Origin of the sequence: Actinoplanes sp. CA-252034, assembly GCF_050956125.1 — a bacterium.
Lineage (GTDB): Bacteria > Actinomycetota > Actinomycetes > Mycobacteriales > Micromonosporaceae > Actinoplanes.
Genome location: NZ_CP191846.1, coordinates 5,279,208 through 5,304,780, shown reverse-complemented (window position 1 = coordinate 5,304,780; position 25,573 = coordinate 5,279,208). Strand labels below are relative to the sequence as shown.

The 25,573-nt window shown below is 70.5% G+C and carries 24 protein-coding genes; 12 read left to right on the top strand and 12 right to left on the bottom strand.

The window, feature by feature from the left end; all coding sequences use genetic code 11:
• Positions 1 to 91 precede the first annotated feature (91 nt).
• From ACQPZW_RS24285 to ACQPZW_RS24250, 8 genes are all read right to left on the bottom strand, one after another.
• Positions 92 to 808: an ABC transporter ATP-binding protein gene (locus tag ACQPZW_RS24285; protein ID WP_433797236.1), complete on the bottom strand. Its 717-nt coding sequence runs from the start codon at positions 806 to 808 to the stop codon at positions 92 to 94.
• The gene (locus ACQPZW_RS24280; protein WP_433797235.1) at positions 781 to 1,605 is read right to left on the bottom strand and encodes an ABC transporter permease; all 825 of its coding nucleotides are present in this window, start codon (positions 1,603 to 1,605) and stop codon (positions 781 to 783) included. Before ACQPZW_RS24280 ends, ACQPZW_RS24285 begins: the two co-directional genes overlap by 28 nt.
• The gene (locus ACQPZW_RS24275; protein WP_433797234.1) at positions 1,602 to 2,624 is read right to left on the bottom strand and encodes an aliphatic sulfonate ABC transporter substrate-binding protein; all 1,023 of its coding nucleotides are present in this window, start codon (positions 2,622 to 2,624) and stop codon (positions 1,602 to 1,604) included. The genes ACQPZW_RS24280 and ACQPZW_RS24275 overlap by 4 nt, the downstream gene beginning before the upstream one ends.
• Complete coding sequence (locus tag ACQPZW_RS24270; protein ID WP_433797232.1) at positions 2,548 to 3,069, bottom strand: flavin reductase family protein; 522 nt, start codon at positions 3,067 to 3,069, stop codon at positions 2,548 to 2,550. Before ACQPZW_RS24270 ends, ACQPZW_RS24275 begins: the two co-directional genes overlap by 77 nt.
• On the bottom strand, positions 3,069 to 4,223 hold the full coding sequence (locus tag ACQPZW_RS24265; protein WP_433797231.1) for an LLM class flavin-dependent oxidoreductase: 1,155 nt from the start codon (positions 4,221 to 4,223) through the stop codon (positions 3,069 to 3,071). Before ACQPZW_RS24265 ends, ACQPZW_RS24270 begins: the two co-directional genes overlap by 1 nt.
• A 73-nt stretch (positions 4,224 to 4,296) precedes the next feature.
• Positions 4,297 to 5,184, bottom strand: a complete 888-nt coding sequence (locus tag ACQPZW_RS24260; protein WP_433797230.1) for a LysR family transcriptional regulator — start codon at positions 5,182 to 5,184, stop codon at positions 4,297 to 4,299.
• Positions 5,157 to 6,098 carry an MBL fold metallo-hydrolase gene (locus tag ACQPZW_RS24255; protein WP_433797229.1) on the bottom strand — a complete coding sequence of 314 codons (942 nt, stop codon included), beginning with the start codon at positions 6,096 to 6,098 and terminating at the stop codon, positions 5,157 to 5,159. The genes ACQPZW_RS24260 and ACQPZW_RS24255 overlap by 28 nt, the downstream gene beginning before the upstream one ends.
• A 227-nt stretch (positions 6,099 to 6,325) precedes the next feature.
• Positions 6,326 to 6,778: a hypothetical protein gene (locus tag ACQPZW_RS24250; RefSeq protein ID WP_433797228.1), complete on the bottom strand. Its 453-nt coding sequence runs from the start codon at positions 6,776 to 6,778 to the stop codon at positions 6,326 to 6,328.
• Between the two features lie 404 nt (positions 6,779 to 7,182).
• On the opposite strand from ACQPZW_RS24250, the gene ACQPZW_RS24245 reads away from it, so the two are divergent.
• Positions 7,183 to 7,767: an ArsR/SmtB family transcription factor gene (locus ACQPZW_RS24245; protein WP_433797227.1), complete on the top strand. Its 585-nt coding sequence runs from the start codon at positions 7,183 to 7,185 to the stop codon at positions 7,765 to 7,767.
• On the top strand, positions 7,767 to 9,023 hold the full coding sequence (locus ACQPZW_RS24240; RefSeq protein ID WP_433797226.1) for an MFS transporter: 1,257 nt from the start codon (positions 7,767 to 7,769) through the stop codon (positions 9,021 to 9,023). The genes ACQPZW_RS24245 and ACQPZW_RS24240 overlap by 1 nt, the downstream gene beginning before the upstream one ends.
• On the opposite strand, the gene ACQPZW_RS24235 is transcribed toward ACQPZW_RS24240, so the two are convergent.
• On the bottom strand, positions 8,992 to 10,377 hold the full coding sequence (locus ACQPZW_RS24235) for an MFS transporter (protein ID WP_433797225.1): 1,386 nt from the start codon (positions 10,375 to 10,377) through the stop codon (positions 8,992 to 8,994). The genes ACQPZW_RS24240 and ACQPZW_RS24235 overlap by 32 nt on opposite strands.
• Before the next feature lie 457 nt (positions 10,378 to 10,834).
• Between ACQPZW_RS24235 and ACQPZW_RS24230 the strand changes: the two genes are divergently transcribed.
• From ACQPZW_RS24230 to ACQPZW_RS24220, 3 genes are all read left to right on the top strand, one after another.
• A complete protein-coding gene (locus ACQPZW_RS24230) occupies positions 10,835 to 11,335 on the top strand; it encodes a hypothetical protein (protein ID WP_433797223.1) in 501 nt (166 codons plus the stop codon).
• Positions 11,336 to 12,006: 671 nt separating this feature from the next.
• On the top strand, positions 12,007 to 12,903 hold the full coding sequence (locus ACQPZW_RS24225; protein WP_433797221.1) for an alpha/beta hydrolase family protein: 897 nt from the start codon (positions 12,007 to 12,009) through the stop codon (positions 12,901 to 12,903).
• 460 nt (positions 12,904 to 13,363) lie between these two features.
• A complete protein-coding gene (locus ACQPZW_RS24220; RefSeq protein WP_433788678.1) occupies positions 13,364 to 14,527 on the top strand; it encodes an ISAs1 family transposase in 1,164 nt (387 codons plus the stop codon).
• 48 nt (positions 14,528 to 14,575) lie between these two features.
• On the opposite strand, the gene ACQPZW_RS24215 is transcribed toward ACQPZW_RS24220, so the two are convergent.
• Positions 14,576 to 15,112: a QsdR family transcriptional regulator gene (locus tag ACQPZW_RS24215; protein ID WP_433797220.1), complete on the bottom strand. Its 537-nt coding sequence runs from the start codon at positions 15,110 to 15,112 to the stop codon at positions 14,576 to 14,578.
• A 442-nt stretch (positions 15,113 to 15,554) separates the two neighbouring features.
• Here ACQPZW_RS24215 and ACQPZW_RS24210 point away from each other — a divergent pair, with 442 nt between their 5' ends.
• The gene (locus tag ACQPZW_RS24210) at positions 15,555 to 15,806 is read left to right on the top strand and encodes a hypothetical protein (protein ID WP_433797219.1); all 252 of its coding nucleotides are present in this window, start codon (positions 15,555 to 15,557) and stop codon (positions 15,804 to 15,806) included.
• An 85-nt stretch (positions 15,807 to 15,891) separates the two neighbouring features.
• Positions 15,892 to 16,764 (top strand): TIGR03620 family F420-dependent LLM class oxidoreductase, encoded by an 873-nt coding sequence (locus ACQPZW_RS24205; RefSeq protein ID WP_433797218.1) that lies wholly within the window; start codon positions 15,892 to 15,894, stop codon positions 16,762 to 16,764.
• Between the two features lie 144 nt (positions 16,765 to 16,908).
• Here ACQPZW_RS24205 and ACQPZW_RS24200 read toward each other — a convergent pair whose 3' ends face one another.
• Together ACQPZW_RS24200 and ACQPZW_RS24195 are read right to left on the bottom strand one after the other, a co-directional pair.
• Positions 16,909 to 19,173 (bottom strand): M4 family metallopeptidase, encoded by a 2,265-nt coding sequence (locus tag ACQPZW_RS24200; RefSeq protein ID WP_433797217.1) that lies wholly within the window; start codon positions 19,171 to 19,173, stop codon positions 16,909 to 16,911.
• A 467-nt stretch (positions 19,174 to 19,640) separates the two neighbouring features.
• Positions 19,641 to 20,618 (bottom strand): N-acetylglucosamine kinase, encoded by a 978-nt coding sequence (locus ACQPZW_RS24195; RefSeq protein WP_433797216.1) that lies wholly within the window; start codon positions 20,616 to 20,618, stop codon positions 19,641 to 19,643.
• A gap of 105 nt (positions 20,619 to 20,723) precedes the next feature.
• On the opposite strand from ACQPZW_RS24195, the gene ACQPZW_RS24190 reads away from it, so the two are divergent.
• The 5 genes from ACQPZW_RS24190 to ACQPZW_RS24170 are packed head-to-tail and all read left to right on the top strand — an operon-like array spanning position 20,724 to position 25,391.
• A complete protein-coding gene (locus tag ACQPZW_RS24190; RefSeq protein ID WP_433797215.1) occupies positions 20,724 to 22,016 on the top strand; it encodes an extracellular solute-binding protein in 1,293 nt (430 codons plus the stop codon).
• Complete coding sequence (locus ACQPZW_RS24185) at positions 22,013 to 22,963, top strand: carbohydrate ABC transporter permease (RefSeq protein WP_433797214.1); 951 nt, start codon at positions 22,013 to 22,015, stop codon at positions 22,961 to 22,963. Before ACQPZW_RS24190 ends, ACQPZW_RS24185 begins: the two co-directional genes overlap by 4 nt.
• Positions 22,960 to 23,766 carry a carbohydrate ABC transporter permease gene (locus ACQPZW_RS24180; RefSeq protein WP_433797213.1) on the top strand — a complete coding sequence of 269 codons (807 nt, stop codon included), beginning with the start codon at positions 22,960 to 22,962 and terminating at the stop codon, positions 23,764 to 23,766. The genes ACQPZW_RS24185 and ACQPZW_RS24180 overlap by 4 nt, the downstream gene beginning before the upstream one ends.
• A 9-nt stretch (positions 23,767 to 23,775) precedes the next feature.
• Positions 23,776 to 24,240, top strand: coding sequence for a glycoside hydrolase family 20 zincin-like fold domain-containing protein (locus tag ACQPZW_RS24175; RefSeq protein ID WP_433797212.1), 465 nt, complete (start codon positions 23,776 to 23,778; stop codon positions 24,238 to 24,240).
• Positions 24,144 to 25,391: a beta-N-acetylhexosaminidase gene (locus ACQPZW_RS24170; RefSeq protein WP_433797210.1), complete on the top strand. Its 1,248-nt coding sequence runs from the start codon at positions 24,144 to 24,146 to the stop codon at positions 25,389 to 25,391. Before ACQPZW_RS24175 ends, ACQPZW_RS24170 begins: the two co-directional genes overlap by 97 nt.
• Positions 25,392 to 25,573 lie beyond the last annotated feature (182 nt).

Sequence of the window (25,573 nt, the reverse complement as noted above, 5' to 3'; positions counted from 1 at the left end):
CACGGCGACGCCGCATCCCGGGGCCGAGGGGAGGCGGCGGGCGCCACGGCGTGGACACCGTCCGAGCCGCCGGGCCCGGGACGGTGGCCCACTAGACGACGGGGACACCGAGACGGTCGAGCAGGTGGCGGCGCAGGCCGCCGAAGCCGGGATCGTCGGCGTGGCGGGGCTTGGGCAGGCGTATCGGGATCTGTTCGGCGATCCGCCCGCCCTCCAGCACCAGCGCCCGGTCGGCGAGCAGCAGCGCCTCGTCGACGTCGTGGGTGACCAGCAGCGCCGCGAAACCGTGCCGTTCGCGCAGCCGCTCCAGCAGCTGCTGCATCCGCAGGCGGGTCAGGGCGTCCAGCGCCCCGAACGGCTCGTCGAGCAGCAGCAGCTCCGGCTCCCGGACCAGCGCCCGCGCCACCGCGACGCGCTGTGCCTGACCGCCGGACAGCTCGGCCGGCCAGGCGCCGCCGCGGTCGCCCAGACCCACCTCGGTCAGCGCGGCCAGGGCCCGCCCGCGCGGGTCGGTGCCGATCAGGCCGAGGGCCACGTTGTCGATGACCCGCTTCCACGGCAGCAGGCGGTGCTCCTGGAACACCACGCCGTAGTGGGCGGGCACCTCGATCTGCCCGGTCGCCTCGGCGTCGAGACCGGCCAGCGCGCGCAGCAGCGTGCTCTTGCCCGAGCCGCTGCCGCCGAGCAGCGCCACCACCTCGCCCGGTCCGACGGTCAGGTCCGTGCCGTCGAGCACGACGGTGTCGCCGAACGCCCGGCGCAGGCCGGTCACCCGTACCGTCAGGTCGCCTGCAGGCCGCGTCGCCATGCCAGGGTCCTCCGTTCCGCGATCCGGATGAGCGTGTCCGAGAGCAGGCCGAGCCCGGCGTAGACGAGCAGACCGAACACGACGATGTCGGTCTGGGCGAACTCGCGGGCCTCCATCATCAGGAACCCGATGCCGGTCTGGGCGTTGACCTGCTCGCCGACCACGAGGCTGAGCCAGGCGGCGCCGATGGCGAGCCGCAGGCCGAGGAACAGGGACGGCAGCGCGCCGGGCAGCACCACGTGCCGCAGGCGCTGCCACTGGTCGAGCCCGCACGTCTTGGCCGCCTCGACGAGCCGCTGGTCGATGTCGCGGATCCCGGCGTACGTGTTGAAGTAGAGCGGGAAGAAGCTGCCCAGCGCCACCAGGCTGATCTTCAGCTCCTCACCGATGCCGACCCAGATGATCAGCAGTGGCACCAGGCCCAGGTGCGGCAGCATGCGGGCCATCTGCACCGGCGGGTCGATGGCGTCGTCGCCCACGCGCAGCAGCGCGGCCGCCGCGGCCAGCGTGACCGCCAGGATGCCGCCGATCGCCAGCCCGATCCCGGCCCGGGACAGGGAGCTGAGCAGGTGCTCCCCGAGTGAGCCGTCGACGGCGAGGCGCCATCCGGTCTCGGCGACCAGGCTGGGCGCGGGCACCTTCTCCGGCGGCAGCACGCCGGTACGGGCGGTGGCCTCCCACAGCACGAGCAGTGCGAGCGGGCTGATCACCCGGGACCAGCGGCGTGGCGCGCGGGCACCCCGCCGCCTGGCCGGCGCGGGCGTCCCGACGACCGGGGGACTGGCCGTCGTGGTCACAGGAACGCCTGGTTGAACTGCTCGTCGATGCGCGACCTGATGTCGACCTGTCCCGGGATCAGCTCCAGCTTCGTGAAACCGTCGGCGATGGCCTGCAGTTCGGCGCCGATCTCGGGGGTGATCGGGGCGAGCGGCTTGGCGCTGCGGGCCAGCGCCCGGGTGGTGGTCGCCTCGTCGATCTTGAGTTCGGGGGCGAGGAACTTCGCGCGTTCGGCGGCGTTGGCGATGCCCCAGTCGGTGGTGGCCCGGTATCTCGTGAGGAAATCCTTGATCAGGGCGGTCTTCCCGGTGACGGCGTCCGGTGCGGCGAGCAGGTATTCGCGGTTGTTGGCCAGACCCGTGGCGTCGGCGAGAATCTGCACGCCGGGCTGTTCGGCCAGCGCGAAATAGGGGTCCCAGATGATCCACGCGTCGACCTGATCGGAGTCGAAGGCGGGGCGGCCCTCGGCCGGTTTGAGGTATTTGACATTGATGTCGGTGATGCTGAGATTGGCCTGTTCGAGCAGTTTCACCAGCAGCCAGTTGACGTTCGAGCCCTTGTTCAGGGCGACCGTCCTTCCCTTCAGGTCGGCGAACGTCTGGTAGCCCTTTGCCGCTTTGACCAGTACGGCTTCACCCTGGGGGACCGGTTCGCTCGTACCGATGATCTTGAAATTGATCTTGCCGGCGGCCGCGAAGATGGGCGGCGCCTCCCCGGTCTGACCGATGTCGATCGCGCCGGCCTTGAGCGCCTCGGTCAGCGCCGGCCCGCTCTCGAAGAGCGACCACTCGGCGTCCGCGGCGTCCCCGCGCGCCTTCGAGAGGCTCAAGCCCCCGAACCGCTGGTAGCCGATGCGCAGTTTCCCGGGAGCGGCGCCGGATCCGGTGTCCTCTCCGCCGCATCCGGCGAGGAAGGCGGCGCCCGCGGCGCCGATCAGAAGGCGACGGCGAGAGGTGGGCATGTCAGATTTCCTTTCCGAGGTACGGGGAGAGCCGCCCGAATCCGGACCGGTGGAAGACCAGCGGCCCGCCCCCGGCATCGGCGCTGTGGTCCACGGCGTGCAGCCGGAGGAGCACGATGGTGTGATCGCCGGCCTCCACCTCGCGGTGGATCGAGCAGTCGAAGCGGGCCAGCCCGTCGTCGACGGTCACCGCCCCGGTCACGGTGACCGACACGGTGACGTCGTCGAAGCGGTGCCCGACCGGCCCGGCCAGCCGCCGGCACAGCTCGCCGTGGTGCGCGGCCAGGACGGTCACGCCCAGGTGCTCGGCACGGCGCAGGTCCGGCCAGGTCTTGGAGGTGTTGGCGATGGACACCGACACCAGTGGCGGGTCCAGGCTGACCGAGGTGAACGAGCTGGCGGCCAGACCGACCAGACTCCCGTCGACGGACGCGGCCACGGCCACGACGCCACTGGGGAAGACCCCGAACGCCTGACGGAGGCGTACCGGATCAAGGTCTTGATTGGTCGTGAAGGCGCCCATCAGCGTGCGGCTCGCCCGGCGGTGGCGAACGGCATCGTCGTGCCGCGCCACCGGGCCGGGCGCTCGTCCTTCCACAGTCCGCGTTCGGCGAGGATCGGCAGGACCCCCTCGCCGAACCAGTACGCGCCCTCCAGGTGCGGATAGGCCGAGAGCACGAACTCCTCGATGCCCAGCGACGCGTACTCGGCGATCCGGTCGGCGACCTGCTCGTGGCTGCCGACCAGCGCGGTCCCGGCGCCGCCGCGGACCAGCCCGACCCCCGCCCACACGTTCGGGTGGATCTCCAGGTTGTCGGTGCGCCCCTGATGCAGGTCGAGCATCCGCTTCTGCCCCTCCGACTCGGACAGCCGCAGACCCTGCTGCACCGTGGCGATCGTGGCCGGGTCGATGCCGGCGAGCAGCCGGTCCGCCTCGGCCCACGCCTCGTCGGCGGTGTCGCGGGTGATCGTGTGCATCCGGATGCCGAACCGGATCGTCCGGCCCTGCTCGGCGGCGAGCCCACGGATCCACGCGATCTTCGCGGCCACCGCGTCCGGCGGCTCGCCCCACGTCAGGTAGACGTCGGCGTGCTTGGCGGCGACGATGCCCGCTGCGGGGGAGGAGCCGCCGAAGTAGATCTCCGGGACCGGATCCGGGATCTGGCCGAGCGTGGCCGCCTCCACGTGCAGGTGCTCGCCGTGGAAGTCGACGGTCTCGCCCGCCCACAGCCGGCGCACGATCTGCAGGAACTCGTCGCACCGGGCGTAGCGGGCGTCCTTGTTCAGGTGGTCGCCGTACATTCGCTGCTCATGGCCCTCGCCGCCGGTGACCACGTTGAGCAGCAGGCGGCCCTCGGTCAGGTTCTGGAAGGTGCCCGCCATCTGTGCCGCCAGGAACGGCGAGATCAGGCCGGGCCGGAAGGCGACCAGGAACTTCAGTCGCTGCGTGGTCTGGCTGAGCATCGCGGTGCTCAGCCAGGCGTCCTCGCACCAGGCGCCGGTCGGGGTGAGCGCGGCGGCGAAGCCGTTGTCCTCGGCGGCGCGGGCGACCTGGGTCAGGTAGGCGACGTCGGCGGGCCGGCCGGAGGCGCCGGCCGCGAGGCCGTGACCGCCGCCGACCACGTGCCGGCCGTCGCCGCCGTTGGTGGGCAGGAACCAGTGGAACTTCAGAGCCATACTCTATAGGCTCGCTAGATTTTGGGGGTTATGCAAGCGGTGGCGTGACAGGAGACGCCGAACACGTGATCGGCTACACCGAACCCGCCAGTCGCACGATCGTCCGCTCGAACTCCGCGATCGCCGCCGGCAGCCGCTCGAACCGCCGCCGCACCAGCAGCATCATCACCGGCGGCACCTCCTCGGCCAGCGGCCGCGCGGTGATCACCCCGGCCGTCTCCAGGGGGTCGCCGACGATGCTGTAATCCGGCAGGATCGTCGGCCCGGCCCCCGTCGCCACCAGCGTCTTGCCCATCTCGGCGCCGTCGGTCGAGAACGTCTCCGGCGGGGGAGCGTCCCCGAACAGCCGCTGCGCCAGCCGGTGCATCAGATAGCCCGGGCGCATCGCCACGAACGGCCGCTTCCGCAGGTCGGCGACGCTCACCGACGGCTGCGCGGCCAGCGGGTCATCGGCGCGGCAGCACACGCGCGGCACCCCCCGCAGCAGCACCGTGCCCTCCAGCGAGGCCGGCAGCTCGTCGCCCGGAAAGGCGTTGATCAACCCGACGTCCAGCCGCCCCTCGATCAGCCGCTCCTGGATCTCGGCCTGCAACAGCGTCGCCACGTCCACGGCCGTGCTCGGATGCCCGGCCCCGAACTCGCGCACCGCCGGCACCAGCAGCGACGACGTCCCCGCATTGACCGTGCCGACCCGGATCGTCCGGGCGTGATCACGGGCCGCGGCCTTCAACTGCGCCACCCCGGCGAGGATCTCGGTCATCACCGGCAGCAGGTCACGCCCCTCCCGGCTGACCCGCGCCCCCGACCGGTGCCGCTCCAGCAGCGGCACGCCGAGCTCCCGCTCCAGAGCGCTGATCGCCTCGCTGAGCGCCGACTGCGACACGTGCAGCCGCTCCCCGGCCCGGCGCAGCGAACCGTGCTGGATCACCGCCGTCAGGTACTCGAGCTGCTCGAACCGCACGCCGCCTCCCACGGGTCCTCGCGCCGCCACGGGGTGGGCAGATGCAGGGCGACCCCGTCGCGGCCGGCGAGCCCACCGAGCACCCGCACGGTCCGGTCGAGGTCGTCGGCAGCGTACGGCAGCGCCCGCACCGGCCGGTCCAGCGGCCGGAAGAAGTCGTCCCAGTGGATCAGCACGACCCGCCGGGCGCCGACCGCGCGTACCGTATGACGCCAATAGTCGCGCAGGTAGGCCTCATCGCAGGCGCCGAGCCCGCCGACGCCGAGGAAGACGACCTCCGCGCTGCGGCCGTCGAGCGCCCCCGGCACGAACCCGGCGCTGCCCTGCACCAGCGCCGTCCGCCCACCGGCGTGCGCGACGAGAATCGACCACGCCTCACCACAGCGGTAGGCGCCCGCCCGGGCCGGTGGCACGACCGGCGCGCTGATCACTCCCGGATAGCGGTCCGGCGGGCAGTGCGCGGACTCCACGAAGGTCAGCGTGAACGCCCCGAAGCACCGCGACTCGCCCGGCACGACGACGTGCAGACGATCCTCCGGCAGCCCGGCGCCGCGCCCCACGTTCGCCGCGGACACACCGCCGACCAGCGCGGCGCCGGTGCGCAGCGCCACCACGGGGGAGTCCATCACGTGATCGAAGTGGGTGTGCACCGCCGCCACGGCGTGCAGCCGCGGATGCTCCAGCCGCCGCAGACCAGCGGCGATGCGCCGCTCGTCCGGCGTGATCCGCCCCAGCGCGACCCGCGGCAGCGACGGCCGGGAGAAGAACCCGTCGGTCATCACCGCCTCCGCGCCGTCGGCGAACAGCAGCCCCGCCACCCCGAAGAAGGTCACCGCGAACGGCCCCCGGGCAGCCGGGACATCGAAGAGCCCGGCGTACCCGCCGAGATCGGGACGCCCCAGCCTGATCCGCATCCCGGCGACGTTACCGCACCTTTCACCCCAGGTTCCTAGGATGATGTACGGGCGATGGCGCTCGCCATCCACGCAAGAGGCCTCCGCGGTGCCGGGCGCGCAGCCGAACGACCGGATCCTCCGGCCGGCTGGTCGGGGACCCGGTGTTTGCCGGGGTGCGTGCCCGTCGGCGTGCCTTCGGAGTGTCGCCGGCCACGAGAGCCTGTAGCCGGCGACGTCGCCGAGGCTCAGTCGGCGTCCCGGATGTTGAACGTGACCTTCGGGTGGGTGCCGAGCCCACCGTCGACGACCTCGCACTCGAGCTCCTCCGGGGCGTCGCAGGTGAATTCGTTGTCCCGCGACCACGGGTTGCGCCAGTAGAGCTCGACCTCGCCGTAGAGGGTGCTGTAGGTGACGGTCGCCTCGGTGCCGCCCTGGTCGTCGATGGACTCCGAGCCGAACTTGGCGACTGCCAGGCGCTTGACGGCCTTCGGCGGGACCTTCGTCCAGTCACCTTCGACGAGGTCCTTGTCGGAGAGGCTGAGGCGCAGGTCGGTGTGGTTGCGCACGGTCACCGCGACGCTGCGGTCGCCGGGCATCGCGGCGGGCTGTGCCGTCGCCGGGCCGGGCAGGCTGACGGCGAGACCCGCGGCGGCCAGAACGGCGGCGCTGACGGTTCGCGGCAGGGAGAGAGCGGACATGATGATCTACCTCCGAAATTGATGTGATGGGGATCGGTCCTTGCCGGCCGGCCTCATCAGTATTACCGGAATTCGCGGCGGCGCAGGCGAACCATTGCATTCGAGATACTTCCGAGTAAACGATCTGATCCTTATTGGTCCGACCTTGATGAGCGCTCTGAGCTGCGAAGTCTTACAAATTCGGCCGCCGCTGAATGGCGTGGTCGAACTCCCTTGAGCGGGCCGAAGAATGGCACTGGGGAGCGTTATGAATCGTAGGCGGCGGTGACCGGCGCCAACTCGGTATCCCCGAACGAGCCACCCATGCGTCCATCAGGCTGATGGCGCGATCGGCTGAACGGCCGATGCCCTGCGAGGCCGCGGGGAGCGCTTGACGCGGAGACGTGAGAGGTTACTCTCGAAACATGTCTCTCACGAATCCGTTCGGCGACGTGACGATCACCGACCCCCAGGCGATGCGGGCGCTCGCCCACCCCGTGCGCCTCGCCGCCCTGACGGCCCTGCAGCGCAGCGGCCCGATGACCGCCACTCAGCTCTCCTCGCACGTCGGGGCGACGCCTTCGGTGACCAGCTGGCACCTGCGTCACCTCGCGACGTTCGGTCTGGTCACCGACGCGGACCCGGACGAGGTGCCCAACGACGGGCGCCAGCGGTACTGGAAGGCCGTCGCCCGCGGGTTCACCGTCGAGTCGTCCGAGAGCGAGGAGTCGCAGACCGCCTACCGGACGCTGGCCACCCAGATGGAGCAGGCCGCCCGCCGGCAGGCCGACCACTGGTGGGCCGAGACCGAGCCCCAGCTCGATCCCGCGTGGCGGCGGCTGTCCGGCGTGGCCAGCACCGGTGTCCGGGTGACCGCCGCCGAGCTGGAGAGACTGCAGCGCGACATGGACGAGCTGCTGGCCGTCTACACGCGGCGCACCGACCAGGACACGCCGGCCGACGCCCGCCGGGTCCGCATCCTGCGCAACTACCTTCCCGAGGCGCAGTGATGACGACGAGCCCACTGTGGCGCAACCGGCGTTTCACCGCGTTCTGGGCCGGCGAGACCGTCTCGCACTTCGGAGACCGGATCAGTGAGCTGGCCCTGCCGCTGATCGCGGTGACGATGCTGGCCGCGACGCCCGCCGAGGTCGGTCTACTGACCGCCGCCATCTGGGCGCCCAACCTGCTCTCGGCCGTGGCCGGCGCCTGGGTCGACCGGCAGGCCCACCGTAAGCGGCTGCTCGTCGTCGCCGACCTGCTCCGCGCCGCGGCACTGCTCAGCCTGCCCATCGCGTACTGGTGTGGCGTCCTCGGCCTGCCCCAGGTCTTCGCGGTGGCGCTGCTCGCCGGTGCCGGCCAGGTGCTGTTCTCCTGCGCATACTCCTCGTTCTTCGTGACCCTCGTCGACCGCGATCAGTACGTCGACGCCAACAGCAAACTGAGCACCAGCCGCTCGGCGTCGTTCGTGGCCGGCCCGGCCGCCGGCGGCTTCCTGATCCAGGCGCTGACAGCGCCCGTGGCGATCCTCGTCGACGCGGTCTCGTTCCTGGTCTCGGCGCTGTTCATCGCCCGCATCCCGGCCACCCCCGCGCCGGTCGGCGAACGATCCTCGCTGACCGCGGACATCGGCGCCGGCCTGCGTTACGTGCGCGGCCACCCCTACCTGCGGGCGGCGCTCGCCTGCGTCACGACCGTCAACTTCTTCGGCTTCATCGCCCAAGCGCTGATCATCCTGTACGCCAGCCGCGAACTGGGCCTGCCTGCCGGACTGCTCGGCCTCGCGTTCGGAGTCGGCGCGATCGGTGCGGTCGCCGGCGCGGTGATCGCCCCCGGTCTCTCGGCCCGGTTCGGCGTCGGCCGCATGATCGTGATCGGTGCCGTGCTCTTCCCGGCTCCGACCGCGGCGATCGCCCTCGCCGGTGGCCCCGACTGGCTCATCGCGACGATCATCGCCCTGGCCGAGGCGGTCTCCGGCGCCGGCGTGATGCTCTTCGACATCAATCTCAACTCGGTGCAGACCGCGGTCATCGCCGACCACATGCGCAGCCGTGTGTCCGGTGTCTTCGGCACCGTCAACTACGGCGCCCGGCCGCTCGGCGCGATGATCGGCGGGCTTCTCGGCGGTTCACTCGGGCTACGCCCCACCCTGCTGATCGCCGCCGCCGGCGGGACGCTGGCATGGCTGTGGCTGCTCGGCTCACCGATCCCGCGGCTGCGCACCCTGCCTTCCATCAGCGAGCACGTCGGTACCGGTCACGCCTGATTCCGCTGGGTCCGGCCCGTCCATCCTGGCCCTGCCTCTGGTCTGTCCGCCTGGGTCTTGCTTCCGGTCTGTCCACCTGGGCCCTGCTTCCGGCCCGTTCACCTGGGCCGTGCTCCGGCCCGTCGGTCCGGGTCCTGCCTCCGGTCTGTCCGCCCGGGCCTTGCCTCCGGCCCGTCCACCCGGGTCCTGCCTCCGGCCCGTCCGCCCGGGCACTACCGAGAGGGCGAAAGCACAGGGCCGCGGTCACGGCGGCGACGGCGGCACCCGCGGCGAGGATCAGGCGGTAGTCGGTGACGGCGAGCAGCGACGCGCCGGCCGCCTGGCCGGCGGCGCCGGGCGCGAACGTGAGCAGGCCGACGGTGCCCGAGACCCGGCCCAGATACGCGCCGGGGATGTCGCTCTGCACCCGGGTGGCGACGGCGATCAGCACCCAGGGCAGGGTGACCCCGATCAGCACGCTGGAGACGGCGACCGCGGGCAGCGACGGCAGCACGCGCAGCAGGGCCCCGGCGGCGAAGGCGGCGATGCTGACACCGACGAACACGTGCGGCCGGATCCGGCGTTGCAGGGTGCCGGCCAGGAGCCCACCGGCCACCGACCCGCCGCCCTGGATCGCCGACAGCACCCCGGCGAACGCGGGCGAACGGTGCAGCCCCTCGTCGACAACGGCGTAGACCATGGTGCCGGTCAGCCCGCCGACGGTCATGACCGCCGCCGCGGCGAAGACGATCCGCCGCAACTCGCGATGCGCCCACAACACACGGAAGCCCTCGGCGATCCGCTGCCCCCACGGGGTGGTCTCCGGCTCGTGCGTGAGCGGCCCGGGCCGCAGGAGCAGGCACAACGCGGCGGCAGCGAAGAACGTGACCGCGTCGAGGACAGCCACGCTCGCGCCACCCAGCCAGGCGAACAGCCCGGCGCCGATCAGCGGGGCGGCCAGTTTCATGCCCTCGGACGCCGACATCCGCAACCCGTTGACGTCGCCGAGCAGGTCGGCGGAGATCGCGGCCGGAAGCACCGCCGTCTCGGCCGCGTCCAGGACCACGAAGCTCACGCCATAGGCGAACATCACGGCGAAGATCAACCAGACGTGGGTACGGTCGTCGACCAGCAACAGGAGCAGGAGCAGCAGGCCCATGACGGCGTGCGTCCCGACCATCACCTGACGGCGGCGCGGCGCCCGGTCGACGACAGCGCCGATCACCGGTCCGGCCAGCGTGGGCGCCCACAGCAGGAAGCCGGTCCACGCGGCGAGACTGCTCGATCCGGTCAGCTCCATCACCCAGATGCCGGCCGCCAGCATCATCGCGCTGGTCCCGAAACTGGACACGAGCACGGCCGCCAGATACGCCACAGCGTTTCGATCGCGTGCCACACGGGTCAGCCCTGTCACGCCACTCCTCCGACTTGAGCCTGAGTGGCTCACGTTAGAGAAGGCGTTTCGGCAGGTCAACGCGATGAGTCCCTTTATATGTCAATTGATAGTTGACACGTGCTGTACTGGCGGACGCGGCTCCTGCTCGCCCCGTGCCGTCCACCGCGGACACCTGGACCGGCCGCGGATCTGGCGGGCAAATCCGGTTGGCTCATGATCGTCTTTGCTTCAGGATGGGGCGGTGGACGGTGGGGTGAGGGTCAGGGTTCGCCCGCATGTGGCGCGGGCGGTCTCGAACGCACGGCACGTCGTGCTCGACTTCGACGGCGTCTGCTTCACGATGCCGACGACATGCAAGCCGTCGGCGGTGCTTGACTCGATGCCGGAGCAGCCACGGGACCGGTGGGGTGCCCGGACAAGCTATTCCGTTCCCGACATGCTGAGCCATCTGTTCTGGCACGAGCCGGACATCGTCGGCGTCGCGGAGTCCGCCGCGTCGATCGCCGAACTGGACGCCGCCCTCACCGCCCGGATGACGCGCGGCCTACCCGAACTGCTGGACAGATGCGCGGACGCGGGCCGCCGGGTGTGGGTGGTCGGCCGGTTCGAGGAGAACGCCATGCGCGCCGGATTGCGTGCGCACGGGTTGGACGGCCGGATCGCGGTGGTCGCCGGACGCCTCGGACTCGACGGCGACACGTTCGGCGAGGTGAGCGTCGCCTCCCGGACGGCTCGGCTGCTCGATGTGGACCCGGCGCACTGCCTGCTGGTCAGCGGGCGATGCGACGTGTTGCATGTGGCACGGCACTCCGGAATGGCCCTGCTCGGGGTGCCCTGTGGACACGACATCCGCAAGTGGCTCAGCGGCTACGCTCCGGTGGTGTCCAACCTTCGGCGGCTCGGCGAGGCGTTGTCCGCTCGAAACGAGCATGAGTAGCCGTACAAGATGAGGGTCTGCCGCCGCCTCCAAATCCGGCGGCGGCCGACGGCGGCTGTCGGGACGCCCACCCGATGCCGTTGGGGAAGCCCATGATCCAGTTGATTTCCCAATTGAGGCCGCCGTCCGACCGCTTCGGGCGACCGACACCGCCGTCGCGCAGTTCCGGCTCGCCCTGACCGCACTGATCCGGGCCACCCCGGCCGTGCAGATTCCGCTCACCCCGGCCGCGCTGATCCGGCTCACCCTGGTCGGCTGATCCGGCTCGCTCCGGCCGCGCGGGTCTGGCTCACCTCGGCCGTGTTGCGCCTGCTGCCCTATGTGCTCGGCCCGCGAGCGTCCGCCTGGCCGAGCGCCGCCTGCACCGAACCCGACGGCTGCCACCGTGCCGCCATAGTCTGGGAGAACGTGGCCCACGCCGTCAGTCCCTGGATGCGGCTCCGTGCCGAGGCGCGGGCGGCCCGGCCGCCCGAGTCGCTCGCCCCCTGCGCGAGACGATCACCGCGCTCTACGCCGGCGCCGGTGGAGGGTCTCGGGTCATCACAATGGGAGCGTGACCATTTGCGGATCGCATTCTAAGACGGCCGTCTCACAAGGTTCCGAGACTATTGAGAAACGTATTCCGCGCCTTCAACAATCGCTTGTCCGACCACATCGACAAGGGAGACGCTTTGTCCTCGACCACTGTGAAGAAGCGCGGCCGGATCGTCGTCGGCGCCCTGGCCGCCGTCGCCCTCAGCGTCGCCGGCATCACCCTCGTCCCGTCCGCGAACGCCGCCACCGTGTCGTTCTCGAAGGGCCCGGCTCCCACCGTCGCCGGCATCGAAGCGGTTCGAGGCCCGTTCGCCACCGCCCAGAGCAGCGTGTCCCGCCTGGCCGCGAGCGGTTTCGGCGGCGGCGACATCTACTACCCGACCGACACCAGCGCCGGCACCTTCGGCGCGGTCGTCATCGCCCCCGGCTACACCGCCTACAAATCCAGCATGGCGTGGCTCGCCCCGCGGATCGCCTCGCAGGGTTTCGTGGTGTTCAACATCGACACGTTGACCACTTCCGACCAGCCCGACAGTCGGGGCCGCCAGTTGCTCGCCGCCGCCGACTACCTTACGGGCAGAAGCAGCATCCGCACCCGCATCGACCCCACCCGTGTCGCGGTCGTCGGCCATTCGATGGGCGGCGGCGGCACCTTGGAGGCGGCACGTAGTCGCCCGTCGCTGCAGGCCGCGATCCCACTGACCCCGTGGAACCTGACCAAGTCGTGGAGCGGCAACACCGTCCCCACGTTGGTGATCGGCGCCGACGGCGACACCGTCGCTCCCGTGGCCACCCACGCGGAGCCGTTCTACCAGAGCCTGCCGTCGAGCCCGGGCAAGGCCTATCTGGAGCTGAACAACGCCACCCACTTCGCACCGAACAGCGCCAACACCACTATCGCGAAGCACAGCATCGCGTGGCTGAAGCTCTTCGTCGACAACGACACCCGTTACCGGCAGTTCGTCTGCCCCGGCCCCACCACGGGCCTGACCGTCGACGAGTACCGCAGCAGCTGCACCAACTTCACGATCTGACGCTGAAGGCTTGCTCCGCCGTCAACGTTGACCGGCTCTCAACCTCGCCCGCCGGTCAACGTTGACGGCTTGTCAGCGGTGCAGACCGCTCAACATCGACGAATCGTCAACGTCGACCGGACGTCCATATCGAGTGAAGTCATCACTTGACCGGGCATCAATGTTGACCGAGCGTCAATGTTGAGGGGGCGTCAATGTTGAGGGGGCGTCAATGTTGACCGCACGTCAATGTTGACCGCACGCGTCATCGTTGGGCGAGCGTAAATTTTGAATTCCGGTCAACATCGTTCGGATGTCGGTTTGGGCCGGGTGTTGATGCAGGGCCCCGGCAAAGTCGTGGTGGTGTCCGACTTGAGTGGACTGGGGTAGAAGCGCCGCTGTTCGGTGCAGCAAGACGGGCATGACCGATTCAGAAGATCATCAAGGTTCCTACGCCACGATGATCTATCCGAAGTGAGTCATGCCCGCACTGCCATCATCTCTGATCTCCTCTTTGTCCTGTACACCGGCTCTGACCGTGCCCGAAACCGCTGGCGGGCTGGTGGCAGCGCTGGCCGAGCTGCCCGATCCGCGGGCCCGGCGAGGGGTCCGGCATCAGCTGACGGTGGTGGTTGTCGCAGCGGTCTGCGCGGTGATCGCCGGCTGCCGTTCCTACACCGCGATCGCCGAGTGGGTCGCCGACGTGCCGGCCACGACCGCTCTCACCTTGGGCATCACCCCTGGCCGGCGCCCATCCGAAGCAATGATCCGCCGGCTTTTGCAGGCCCTCGACGCGCAGCTGCTGACCACCGCGATCACTGTCTGGCTCGCAGGCCGGGCCGAGACCCCGGCGAGTCGGCAGGCCATCGCGGTCGATGGCAAGACACTGCGCGGATCCCGCACCGGCGACAGCACCGCCCGACACGTCCTGGCCGCTTGCGATCAGAACGCCGGTATCGTCCTGGCCAGCACTGATGTCGACGGCAAGACCAATGAAATCACCCGATTCGGTCCGCTGCTCGACCAGATCGGCGACCTACGCGACACCGTGATCACCGCTGACGCCATGCACTGCCAGCGCGAACACGTCGACTACCTCGCCGAACGCGGCGCCCACTGGATCCTGACCGTCAAAGGAAACCAGCCTCACCTGCACAAACAACTCTCAAGACTGCCGTGGAGACAGGTCCCGCAAGCTGCCCGCCAGGATGACCGCGGCCACGGCCGCCGAGAGATCCGCACCTTGAAGATCCTGACCGTCGCGGCCGGCATCGACTTCCCGCACGCCGCCCAGGCCCTGCAGATCCGCCGCCGCAGACGCCGTCTCGACCAGCCCCGACGCTTCACCACCGAAACCGTCTACGCCATCACCGACCTACTCCTTCACCAGGCCAAGCCGGCCCAGCTGGCTGACTGGATCCGCGGTCACTGGACCATCGAGAACAAGATCCACTGGGTTCGCGACGTCACCTACGACGAAGATCGCAGCCAAATCCGCACCGGCACCGGACCACACGTCATGGCAGCCCTCCGCGACGCCGCCATCAGCGCGCTACGAGCGGCCGGAACCACCAACATCGCCGCCGCCAACCGGCACCACGCCCGCGACAGCAGCCGCCCACTGGCACTTCTCGGCCTCATTTAGGACTTTGCCGGGGCCCTGGGTGTTGATGTTGCCGGCTTGGCTGCGGTGTCAACACGGGAGCAAGGCCCGCAATGCCGGTTCGGCCAGGTTGAAATCCATTTCTGGAACGCCCAGGACCGGGCTGTACACCACCGATTCCATGAGGCGCACGTAGAGGAAAGCCCGCGATCGCATGTCCGCTGGATCACCGATCACCCGTGACTGCTCGAAGATCTCCAGCTGTGCGTCGACCGCACGGTGGTGCACGTCGGAGCCCGTAGTCAACAGCACCCGTGCCGCCGTCTGCGGGTCCTCGGCCACGAACTGCTTGAGCTGCTGCGCCCCGGTCACCATCTCGGCGAACAGGCGCGACACGTGGATCACCCGGTCGGCGCCGGTCCCGGTGGCCTCTGCCGACGCCTCCGCTATGAAGATCCGCCCGAGCGCCCAGAACACCTCGCCCAGAAGCGCGTCCCTGCTGCCCGCCATCCGATAGAGAGTCGCTCGACTGATCGCCATTTCCGTGGCGAGCAACTCCATGTCGATAGTCGAATGCTTCAAATAATGCATGGCCGCGCTACGCAGCAGGACATCGGGATCGATCACACGCCGAGCTGGCAAATCGAGCTCCCTTTGATCGGGAGAACGAATGCTATCCACGACCACGGGAACAGCCAAGCGGCTTCCGTGACCGCCCGGCCTCGCGATGTGACCCAGCGTGTCCGATTTCTGTCCGGCTCGGCCTCGGCGCACCTCTTGGCAGGGGCCGTTGATCGGATGTCTGCTACCCGTATCGCCGCAGATCCCACCCGTTGATCCGACCAGCCGCCGGCCCGGACGACCCCGCTCCTTCGCCGGCATGACTGCTGGCGGCGGGTGCGGATGACCGCCGGACGCTCCCGGGGCTGCTTCGCGTGACCCCATGCCACCGCGTGCTTCAGGGCAGCACCAAAGGAAACGGCTGATTCGGGCCGGTCCGCGCAGAGGATTCAGCGAGGGCGGCCGCTCTCGCTCGTGTGCTTCATTCAACGGCGATCAATTCTGCTGGATGACCGATTTCAATACTCCAGAGAGCGTGCGGGAATCCCTCCTCCTCGCTGCCGAAGCCGAGGCGTGCCGCGAATCCGAGGCGTGGCACGAATCCGAGGCGTGGCACGAATCCGAGGTATGGCACGAGTCCGAGGCGTGGCACGAGTCCGAGGCGTGGCACGAATTCGAGGCGTGGCACGAATTCGAGGCGCGGCAAAGATTCGGCACTGTGGGCGGCGGGGTGCCCGACCATATTCTCGGGTTGAGGTGAATTACCGTGGTCGAAGAGGGGTCTGCCGATTCGCCACGTGCCTGCGTCCGGTTTTGGATGACCTTCGCGGGTAACATACCGGTTCATGGATGATCTGGGACGATATGGACTGTGGGCCCCCGGTCGGATCTGGCCGGACGGCGCCGAGGACGTCGCTGCGGTGGCCCGGGAGATCGAGGGGCTCGGGTTCGGGGCCTTCTGGGTCGGCGGCAGTCCCGGCGACGATCTCGGGATCGTCGACGCGATCCTGGGCGCCACCAGCACGCTCGTCGTCGGGACCAGCATCGTGGACATCTGGACCAGTAACGGGGAGCGGCTCGCTGCCTCGCACCAGCGGATTCGCGACGCCTTCCCGGGACGGTTCTATCTCGGCCTCGGTTCGGGGCACGCGGTCACCGCCGAAGGACTCGGGCAGGCTTACACCCGGCCGTTGAGCCGTCTGAAGGAACTGCTCAACGGCGCGCTGGCCGGTGTGCCCGCGGACGAGCGGATGATCGCCGCCCTCGGGCCCAGGACGTTGCAGGCCGCGGGGGAGCTGACCGCCGGGGCCCTGCCCTATCTCATGCCACCGGCGCACACGGCTGAGGCGCGCCGGATTCTCGGGGACGGACCTCTGCTCGTACCGGAACAGAAGGTCTTCCTCGGGACCGACCCCGGCGTCGCCCGCCGTGCCGGGCGCCGCGCCCTCAAGCCCTATCTCGCCCTGCCCAACTACACCCGGCAGCTTGCCACGTTCGGCCTGGACGAGGCCGACCTCGCCGGGGACGGCAGTGACCGGTTCATCGACTCGGCTGTGGTCTGGGGCGATGACGCGGCGGTCCGCGCCGGGATCGACGCGCACCTCGACGCGGGCGCCGACCACGTGGCGATCCAGGTTCTCACCGAGGCCGGCTCGCCGCGCGAGCTTCCGCTCGCCGAGTGGCGCCGTCTGGCCGCGCTGCTGGGGCTGCGCTCCTGAGCTTGTCGTTCAACCGGTTCGGCGGGGCTTGGTGCCCTCCCGGGGTCGTTCACGCGCCTGGCCGGCGAGTCCTTACTGACGAGCACCGCAGAGCGGCCGCCGTTCAGGCGGCCGCTCTCGCTGTTCCACCCGTTACCGCAACACTCACTTCCACACTTCGGCGGTCTTGGGGGTGCTGCGGCGGCCGTCGCGGTGGAGCGTGACGACCGAGACGGTGTACTCCTTGGCGGGGTCCAGGTCCGGGATGATCGTGCTGGTGGTCCCGCCGTCGACCGTGACCGTGGGACCGTCCGGACTGATGGTCACCTCGTAGCCGGCGATCGTCTCCGGGTTGCCCGGCGCGTCGAACCACAGGACCTGCACGTCGCTGCCGGTCATGAACCCGTAGAGCATCGGTACCGGCGCCGGGGGCCCCGCCGGCGTGATGGTCCAGGCGAACGTCACCGACGAGGCCGTACCGTCCAGGTCGGTGGCGGTGGCGGTCACCTCGAAGGCGCCCTCCGTGGTGGGCGAGCCGGTGACGCGGCCTTGACCACTGCCGCTCAGCCCGTCCGGCAGGCCGGTGAACTGCCACTGGACGTAGTCCCGGTCGGTGGCCTTCAACTGCAGGTCGACGATGGCGTCGACCTCGGTGCTCTGGGGGCCGGGGTCTTCGACGACCGGCGGAGCGTGCACCTCCCACCAGAAGTCGGTGGCGTCCTGGTAGCCGTCCGGGTCGGTCACGATGATCGCCGGGGTCGACCAGTCGTCCTCGACCAGGGTGCCGGTGACGAGGCCGTCCTCGCTGATGGTGAGTCCCTTGGGCAGGTCTTCGGCGGTGAAGCGCAGCGGCCCGCCCTGCAGGTCGGTCGCCTCGGCCTGCAGGCGCACGGTATCGCCCACCCGGTCGGTCCGGTCCGCGATCCGCGCGATCGTCGGGGTCTGCTTGACCGTCGGTGTCGCCTCGACCTGCACGGCGGTCCAGGCGGCGGCCACCGCCGCGTACTCGGTGCTGTCCTTGCCGTGCAGGTCCTCGGCGCTGCGCAGGGTCGCGGCACGCGCCTCGGAGAAGGTCGTCGTCGACACCATGTAGCGGGAGAGCGCGTGGTACCAGATCGCCCCGGCCTTGTCGCGCCCGATGCCGGTCACCGGCGCCGCGCCCCGGCAGGGGGCCGCCTCGCCCCAGGCCGACCGTGCGCTGCCCTCGGCCAGCGTGTAGAAGAACTTGTTGGGTACGCCCGACAGATAGTGCACGTCGCGGTTCGCGCCGTCCCAGCAGCCGATCGACCTGCCGTCGCGGGTCGGGTCGTCCATGTAGCGCAGCGGCCGGCCCTCGCCGCCGACGTCGGACTGCTCGCCGATGAGGTAGTCGGGCGGGTCGACCGGGTTGGCGGCGGCGAACTCGACCAGCGTGCCGAAGATGTCGCTGGTCGCCTCGTTGAGCCCGCCCGACTCGCCCCAGTACTCGAGGTCGGCGGTCGCGCTGGTCACGCCGTGCGCCCACTCGTGGGCGACGATGTCCTGCGAGGTCAGCGCCTTCTTCCGGGAGTCACCGGCGCCGAACCGCATGCAGAAGCACGAGTCGCTCCAGTTGGCGTTCCCGTCGGCGGAGCTGTCGTGGACGATCGCCAGGGCTCCGCGGCCGTCGTCAGCGATGCCGTTGCGCCCGTACGTGCGCTGGAAGAAGTCCCACGTCTGCTGCACACCGTGCTGGACGTCGACGGCGAGCGTCGCCGGGTCGGCGAGCGTGCCGTCGCCCCAGGCGTTGTCAGCGTCGGTGAAGGCGGCCGTGTCGTCCGGCGCGGGGAAGTTCCTGCCCTGCGCGTTGCGGGTCTCGGAGTTGCCCCGGTCCGGGTCGACGAGCTGGTAGCCGCCGTCGTCGCGGCGGGTGGTGTTCAGCGTGACCGGGCCGGAGAGCTGCCCGTGGCCGGTGCCCGCGTGGCCGGACGTCCGGATGTCGTCGACCGTGCGCCGCAGCTTGCCGGTCGAGGCGTCCAGGATCTTCTCGACGCCGTTGCCGCGGACCCGCCAGGCCAGCACCGGTGTGCCCGCGACCGCGTCGACGACAAGGGTGGTGGTCGGCTTGCCCGGGACCGCGGCCGCCGCCTTCTTCGCGGAGACCGCGGGCTTGGTGGGCAGCTTGATGACCTGGTCCTGCGCCACCGTGGTGGAGCTCAGGCGCCCGTCGGCCGTCGAGTGCACGACGAAGTCGCCGCCGAGCACCTCGAGACCGCGGTAGGTCCGGTGCAGGCGGACGTGGCGGCTGCCGTCCGCCTCGACCAGCACGTCGCGTACCGCGTACTTCTCGTCCGGGCCACCCCGCACGGTGGCGCGGTCGCGCTGCACGACCGAGGTCGCGTCGGCGGCGGCCCGGACTGGGTCGGGCAGGGGCGGCGGTGCCGCTGCGGCCTGCGTGGTCGTTGTCGTCACCGCGATACCCGCGGTGATCATCGCCAGGCTTGCTGCGCCTGCGAGGGTGCGTCGTCCTGCCACGTGTTCCCCGTTCCCCGTTGTGGATCGACGGGCAACATAGCGGAACTCGTCGATCCTCGTGGTCCCCCGCGGGGTCCCTTGTGGGCATCCTCACCGGCGAGCGGGGCCTCTGGTCTCCGTGGATGTCACCGGTGACGCGTAGGACGAGAGCGCATCGATGTCGTACCCCTGGTGCATGATCACGCCGTGACTGAGGACCAGGAGGATCGGGCGGTTGCGGCCGTCCGAGAGCGTAGAGAGGCCGGCGAGTACCTGGACACCGGCGACTGGCGCGGCGCCACCGACGCCGACTGACCCGGCAGCCCGGGAGACGTCCCGCCGCGCTGTCGGCCGTGACCTTGCTGGTGATCGCACCACGCCACGGGCTTCCGGGCCCGCATGCCCGCGACGGGTGCGGGGTGGGTCTAGGTTTCGGAGACGCGGGGGCGGCGTTCCCGGATCGCGCCGAGGGTTGCGTTCCTGAGCCGCGCCGACAGGGGCGTCGCCGTCGGCGTGGGAGGGCCGAGCAGGGCCTCGTGCAGGCGGTCCGGCGGCAGCGAGCTGAGCGGCCGGGCCGCCAGCCACGCGGCGCCGGCGGCCGGATCCAGCGCGAGACGCGGTTGCCGGCCGCGAGCTTCCAGGGCTTTCAACACCCCATGCTGTACGGGTGTCCCGCCCGCCAGCAGCCCTCCGGCGAGCACGACCGGCCCGTCCTGCCCGAGGTCGTCGAGGGTGCGCAGGAGGCATGTCACCGCCGCGTCGACGAGGGCTCCGGCGTGCGGGTCGCCGTCACGTGCGGCCGTGCAGACCAGCGGCGCCAGGTCGTCGATCGCGGTGAACGGCAGCGCCTGCGCCCAGTACACCAGGTCGTCCGAGCTGCTCACTCCGGCGTGGGCGGCCACCTGGGCGGCGAGTGGTGTGGCCCAGTGACGGACGGCGAACCGCACGGCCTGTAACCCGAGCCAGCGCCCGGATCCCTCGTCACCCAGCAGCCAGCCGAGGCCGTCGCTGGTCCGTACCACCTCGTGATCGTGGACCGCCGCGGCGATGGCGCCCGTGCCGGCGATGAGCACCGCACCGGCCGGGGCCGCGACGCCCGCGGCGAAGGCGGTGACCACGTCGCCGACAACCGTGACCGGGCCGCCGATCCGGAGCTCGGCCGCGAAGGGGCCGGTGCCCGCGGGCCCGGCGATGCCGAGGATGGCGGCCGCGACCGTGCCGGGGGAGCGCCCGCCGAGCGCCTGCCGGACGGCGGCCCCGACCTGGGCGGCCGCCTGCGAAGGGCCGTGTGAGAGCGGGTTGCCGGGCCCGGCGAGCCCGCGTCCGACGACCTCCCCGTCGACGGTCGCGACGACGGCTCGGGAGCAGGTCCCGCCCGCATCGACGCCCACCACCAGCTTCATGGCGAAATGGAAACATAGCCAACAGTTATTGACTAGCCCTGCGTGCGGTCGTAATTTTCATCGGCAACGGCAAGCTGTGAAAAACATGACCGCCAAGGAGCGCGCATGTCACATAGATCAACCTCCGTCGCCGCCGCACTCGGCGTCACCCTGCTGGCCCTCACCGCCTGCTCCGGCGGCACCGGGGCCACGAGCGACCCCAAGGACCAGACCCTCACCGTGTGGGTGATGGACGGCGACTACACCGACGTCACCCTGCAGGCGATCAACAGCCGGTTCACCGAGGCCACCGGCGCCAAGGTCGACCTGCAGATCCAGCAGTGGGAGGGCATCACCACCAAGATCAGTACGGCCCTGTCCACCACCGGAACCCCGGACGTGCTCGACCTCGGCAACACCCAGGTGCCCGGGTTCGCCGCCAACGGGGGCCTGCTCGACCTCACCGGGCACAAGGCCGACCTGCAGCAGGGCCGCACCTGGCTGGCCGGCCTGGAGAACCCGGCGACCGTCGACGGCGCCCTCTACGGCGTGCCGGGCTTCGCCGGTGCCCGCGCCGTCATCTACAACAAGAAGACCTGGGCCGCCGCCGGTGTCACGGGCGTCCCGAAGACCTACGCCGAGCTGACCGACGCCCTCGACAAGGTCAAGGCGAAGAACCCGGCGGCCGACTTCGCCCCGTTCTACCTGCCCGGCCAGTACTGGTTCGCCGGCCTGCAGTTCGTCTGGGACGCCGGCGGCGAGATCGCCACGGCCGAGGGCAAGACGTGGAAGGGCGGCTTCTCGACCCCCGCCGGGCAGAAGGGCCTGACCGAGTTCAAGACGTTCCAGAACACCTACTCCACGGCCGCATCACGCACCCTGGACACCCTCACGCCCGACCAGACGCAGCTGTTCGCCGACGGCAAGACCTCGGCGATCCTGGCCACCAGCGGCTCGATCGGGCTGATCCAGAAGGCCAACCCGCAGATCAAGGCCGAGGACCTGGGCACCTTCCCGTTCCCCGGCACCTCCGGCAAGACCCAGCCGGTCATGCTCGGCGGCTCCGACTGGGGCATCGCCGCCAAGAGCGACGCTCCCGACCTGGCCCTGCAGTGGGTGAAGATCGCCGGCAGCCCGGCCGTGCAGGACGAGTTCGTCTACGGCAAGGACGGGTGGATCCCCAACAGCGCCGAAGGCATCCAGGCCGCCCAGGCCAAGGGACTCACCGAGCAGCAGCAGGGCTTCTTCGGCGGCGCCCTGTCGTCCAAGGCCACCCCGGCCGCGGCACAGTGGTCCACGATCGAGGGCGACAAGAGCATCAACCAGCTGTTCGCCGCGGTCGCCTCCGGCGCCAAGACCCCCGAAGCCGCGGGTACGGAGTTCGACACCCACCTCGCGACGACCCTCGCCGGACAGTGAGGACCACAACCGCCCCGCGCGACACGACCGTCGCGCCGACCGACCCGCCGGTGACGCGCTCGCGCCGCCGGCGGGACCCGGCCCCGTACCTGCTGCTCAGCCCGGCCGTCCTGGTCCTCGCCGTGGTCACGCTCGCGCCCATCGGGTTCCTGGTCTACACGTCGTTCACCGACTACAGCCAGCGGACCCTGTTCACCGGCGTCCACAGCTTCGTCGGCGCCGACCAGTACACGACCCTGCTGCAGAACCCGGCCTTCTGGGCTTCGCTGCTGCGCACCCTCGTCTTCACCGCGGCGATGGTGGCCGGCAGCGTACTCATCGGCATGGGGGTGTCGCACCTGCTCACCCGCCTCGGCCGCGGCTGGCGGCACACGGTGACCGTCGTCCTGATCGTCGCCTGGGCGATGCCGAACGTGGCGTCGTCGCTGGTCTGGAACTGGCTGTTCCAGCCCGGATACGGTGTCGTCAACTGGATGCTCGGCATCTTCGGTGACACCGCCGGCCTGAACTGGGCGCAGGACCCGGTCCTCGCCTACGTGGTGATCTGGCTGCTCATCGTGTGGCAGGCGGTCCCGTTCATCGCGCTCACCCTCAACGCCGCCGAGACGCAGGTCCCGCACGAGTACAAGGAGGCGGCCCGGCTCGACGGCGCCTCCGAGTTCAGCGTCTACCGCATCGTCACGCTGCGGTTCCTGCGGCCGACGCTGCTGCTGGTCACCATCCTCTCGGTGATCTGGGACTACAACGTGTTCAACCAGATCTGGCTGATCTCCCGCGGCGGGCCGGACGACGCCACCGCGACGCTGGGCGTCTTCACGTACAAGACGGCGTTCGTCGGATTCAAGATCGGTAACGGGGCGGCCGTCTCCGTGGTCACCACGCTGCTGCTGCTCGCTCTCACCGCCGTCTACATCCGCAACCTGCTCAAAGCCGGGGAGGACCTGTGAAGAACGCGATCGCCGCCGTCTTCTGCCTGGTGTGGATCTTCCCGGTCTACTGGATGGTCAACACCGCCTTCAAACCGCGGCCCGAGGTCATGACGCCCGACCCGCACTTCTGGCCGCACCACCCGACGCTCGACAACTTCACCGCCGCCGTCACCCAGCCGCAGTTCCTCACCAACCTCGGCAACAGCGTCATCGTCGTCACCGTCACCGTCCTCGCGTCCATCGTGCTCGGCATCTTCGCCGCGGCGGCGCTGTCCCGGTTCCGGTTCCCCGGCCGCCGGGCGATCATGGTGGTCATCCTCGCGGTCCAGATGCTGCCCGCCACGGCCATGCTGATCCCGCTGTTCACCATGTTCAACCGCCTCGACCTGCTCGGCACCTACGCGGCGCTCATCCTCGCGTACGTCGCCACCGTCCTGCCGTTCTCGATCTGGGTGATGCGCGGCTTCTTCGTCGCCGTCCCCGCCGAGGTCGAGGAAGCCGCCCAGATCGACGGCGCCACCACCTGGCGCACCCTCGTCAGCGTCCTGTTCCCGCTGGTGGCGCCGGGTGTCATCGCCACCGGCATCTTCGCGTTCATCGCCGCGTGGAACGACTACCTGATCGCCTACACCTTCATGCAGGACGAAGCCCGCTACACCCTGCCGGTGTGGCTCGCCTCGTTCACCAACCCGCACACCGGCACCGACTTCGGGGCCCAGATGGCCGCGTCCGTCATCTTCGCCGCCCCCGTCGTCGTGTTCTTCCTGATCATCCAGCGCAACCTGGTCGCCGGCATGTCCGCCGGCGCCGTGAAGGGCTAGGGTCCCGCCTTGCTGACTCCCCGTCCGCACACTCTCGTCCCCGGCCACGGCGAGCTCGTGCTCGACCACCGCACCACCGTCGGCGCCCCGGCCGCACTCAGCGGCGTCCTCACCTGGCTCCAGTCGGCGCTGCGCCCACCCACCGGGCTGCCGCTGCCGCACGCTTCCGCCACCGACGCCACCATCACGCTCGCACTGGACGAGGACCTCGACGCGGAGGCCTTCCGCCTCCGGGTCACCCCCCGACAGGCGATCATCACCGGCGGCGGGCCGGCCGGCGTCTTCTGGGGCTGCCAGGCCCTCCTCCAACTGCTGCCACCGGCGGTGCACCGCAAGGCCCCGGGGCCGGTCACCGATGGGCGATCCCTTCCCTGCAGGTGTACGACACCCCGCGTTTCGCCTGGCGCGGGCTCATGCTCGACGTCGCCCGCCACTTCATGCCCAAACACGACGTGCTGCGGATCGTCGACCTGATGGCCATGCACCGGCTCAACACGCTGCACCTGCACCTCACCGACGACCAGGGCTGGCGGGTCGAGATCCGGCGGTATCCGCGGCTCACCGAGGTCGGGGCGTGGCGGCACGAGAGCCAGGTCGGGGCGGTCAGCGGCGGCCCGGTCGACGGACGGCCGCACGGCGGGTACTACACGCAGGACGACATCCGGGAGATCGTCGCCTACGCCGCCCAGCGGTTCATCACCGTGGTGCCGGAGATCGAGACCCCCGGTCACGTGCAGGCCGCGCTCGCCGCCTACCCGGCGCTCGGCGTCACCGGGGCGCCGCAGCAGGTGTGGACGCGATGGGGTGTCAACCGCAACATCCTCAACGTCGAGGAGTCCACCGTCGACTTCTTCACCGGCGTCCTCGACGAGGTCATGGAACTGTTCCCGTCCACCCACATCGGGATCGGCGGGGACGAGTGCCCCAAGGACCAGTGGCGCGACGACCCGCGAACCCAGCAGCGGATGGCCGAGCTGGGGCTCTCCCGCGAGCAGCAGCTGCACGCCTGGTTCGTACGCCGCCTCGGCGACCACCTCGCCGCGGCCGGGCGGAAGCCCTTCGGCTGGGACGAGATCCTCGAGGGCGACCTGCCACCCGGAGCCACCATCGCCTCGTGGCGCGGCAGCACCGGAGCCGTCACCGCCGCCCGCCGCGGCTTCGACGTGGTCTCCTGCCCCGACGACAAGGTCTACCTCGACTACCGCCAGTCGGAGTTGCCCACCGAGCCGATCCCCGTGTCGATCCCGCTGAGTTTGCGCGACGTCTACGCCTTCGACCCGGTCCCGCCGGAGCTCACCCCCGACGAGGCCCGCCACGTCCTCGGAGGCCAGGCCGCCATGTGGACCGAACACGCCGATTCCCCCCGCACCGTCGACTACCTGCTGTTCCCCCGGCTGTGCGCGGTCGCCGAGACGCTGTGGAGCCCCGCGGGCGGCGACTACGCCGACTTCGAGCACCGCCTCACCCACCACCTGCGCCGTCTCGACGCGTTCGGCGTCGAATACCGGAACCCGGCCGGCCCGCACCCGTGGCAACAACGTCCGGGCATCCCGGGCCGCCCCGCCACCCGCGAACAGCGAGCCGAACACATCGCCCGCCTGGTCGCCACCATCAGCACCCCTTGACGCCCGCATCCCATCCCACGCGATCCCGGGTCGTCGCCATCCCGCCCCGTGCGATCTCGGGTCGCCCCCATCCCGTCCCGCTCGATCCCGGGCCCGCCCGCTCAATCGCGGGCCCGCCCGCCCCATCCCGGGCCCGCGCGATTCCGGGCCCGCCTGGCCGGGGCCAACTTGTTTCTGACGTG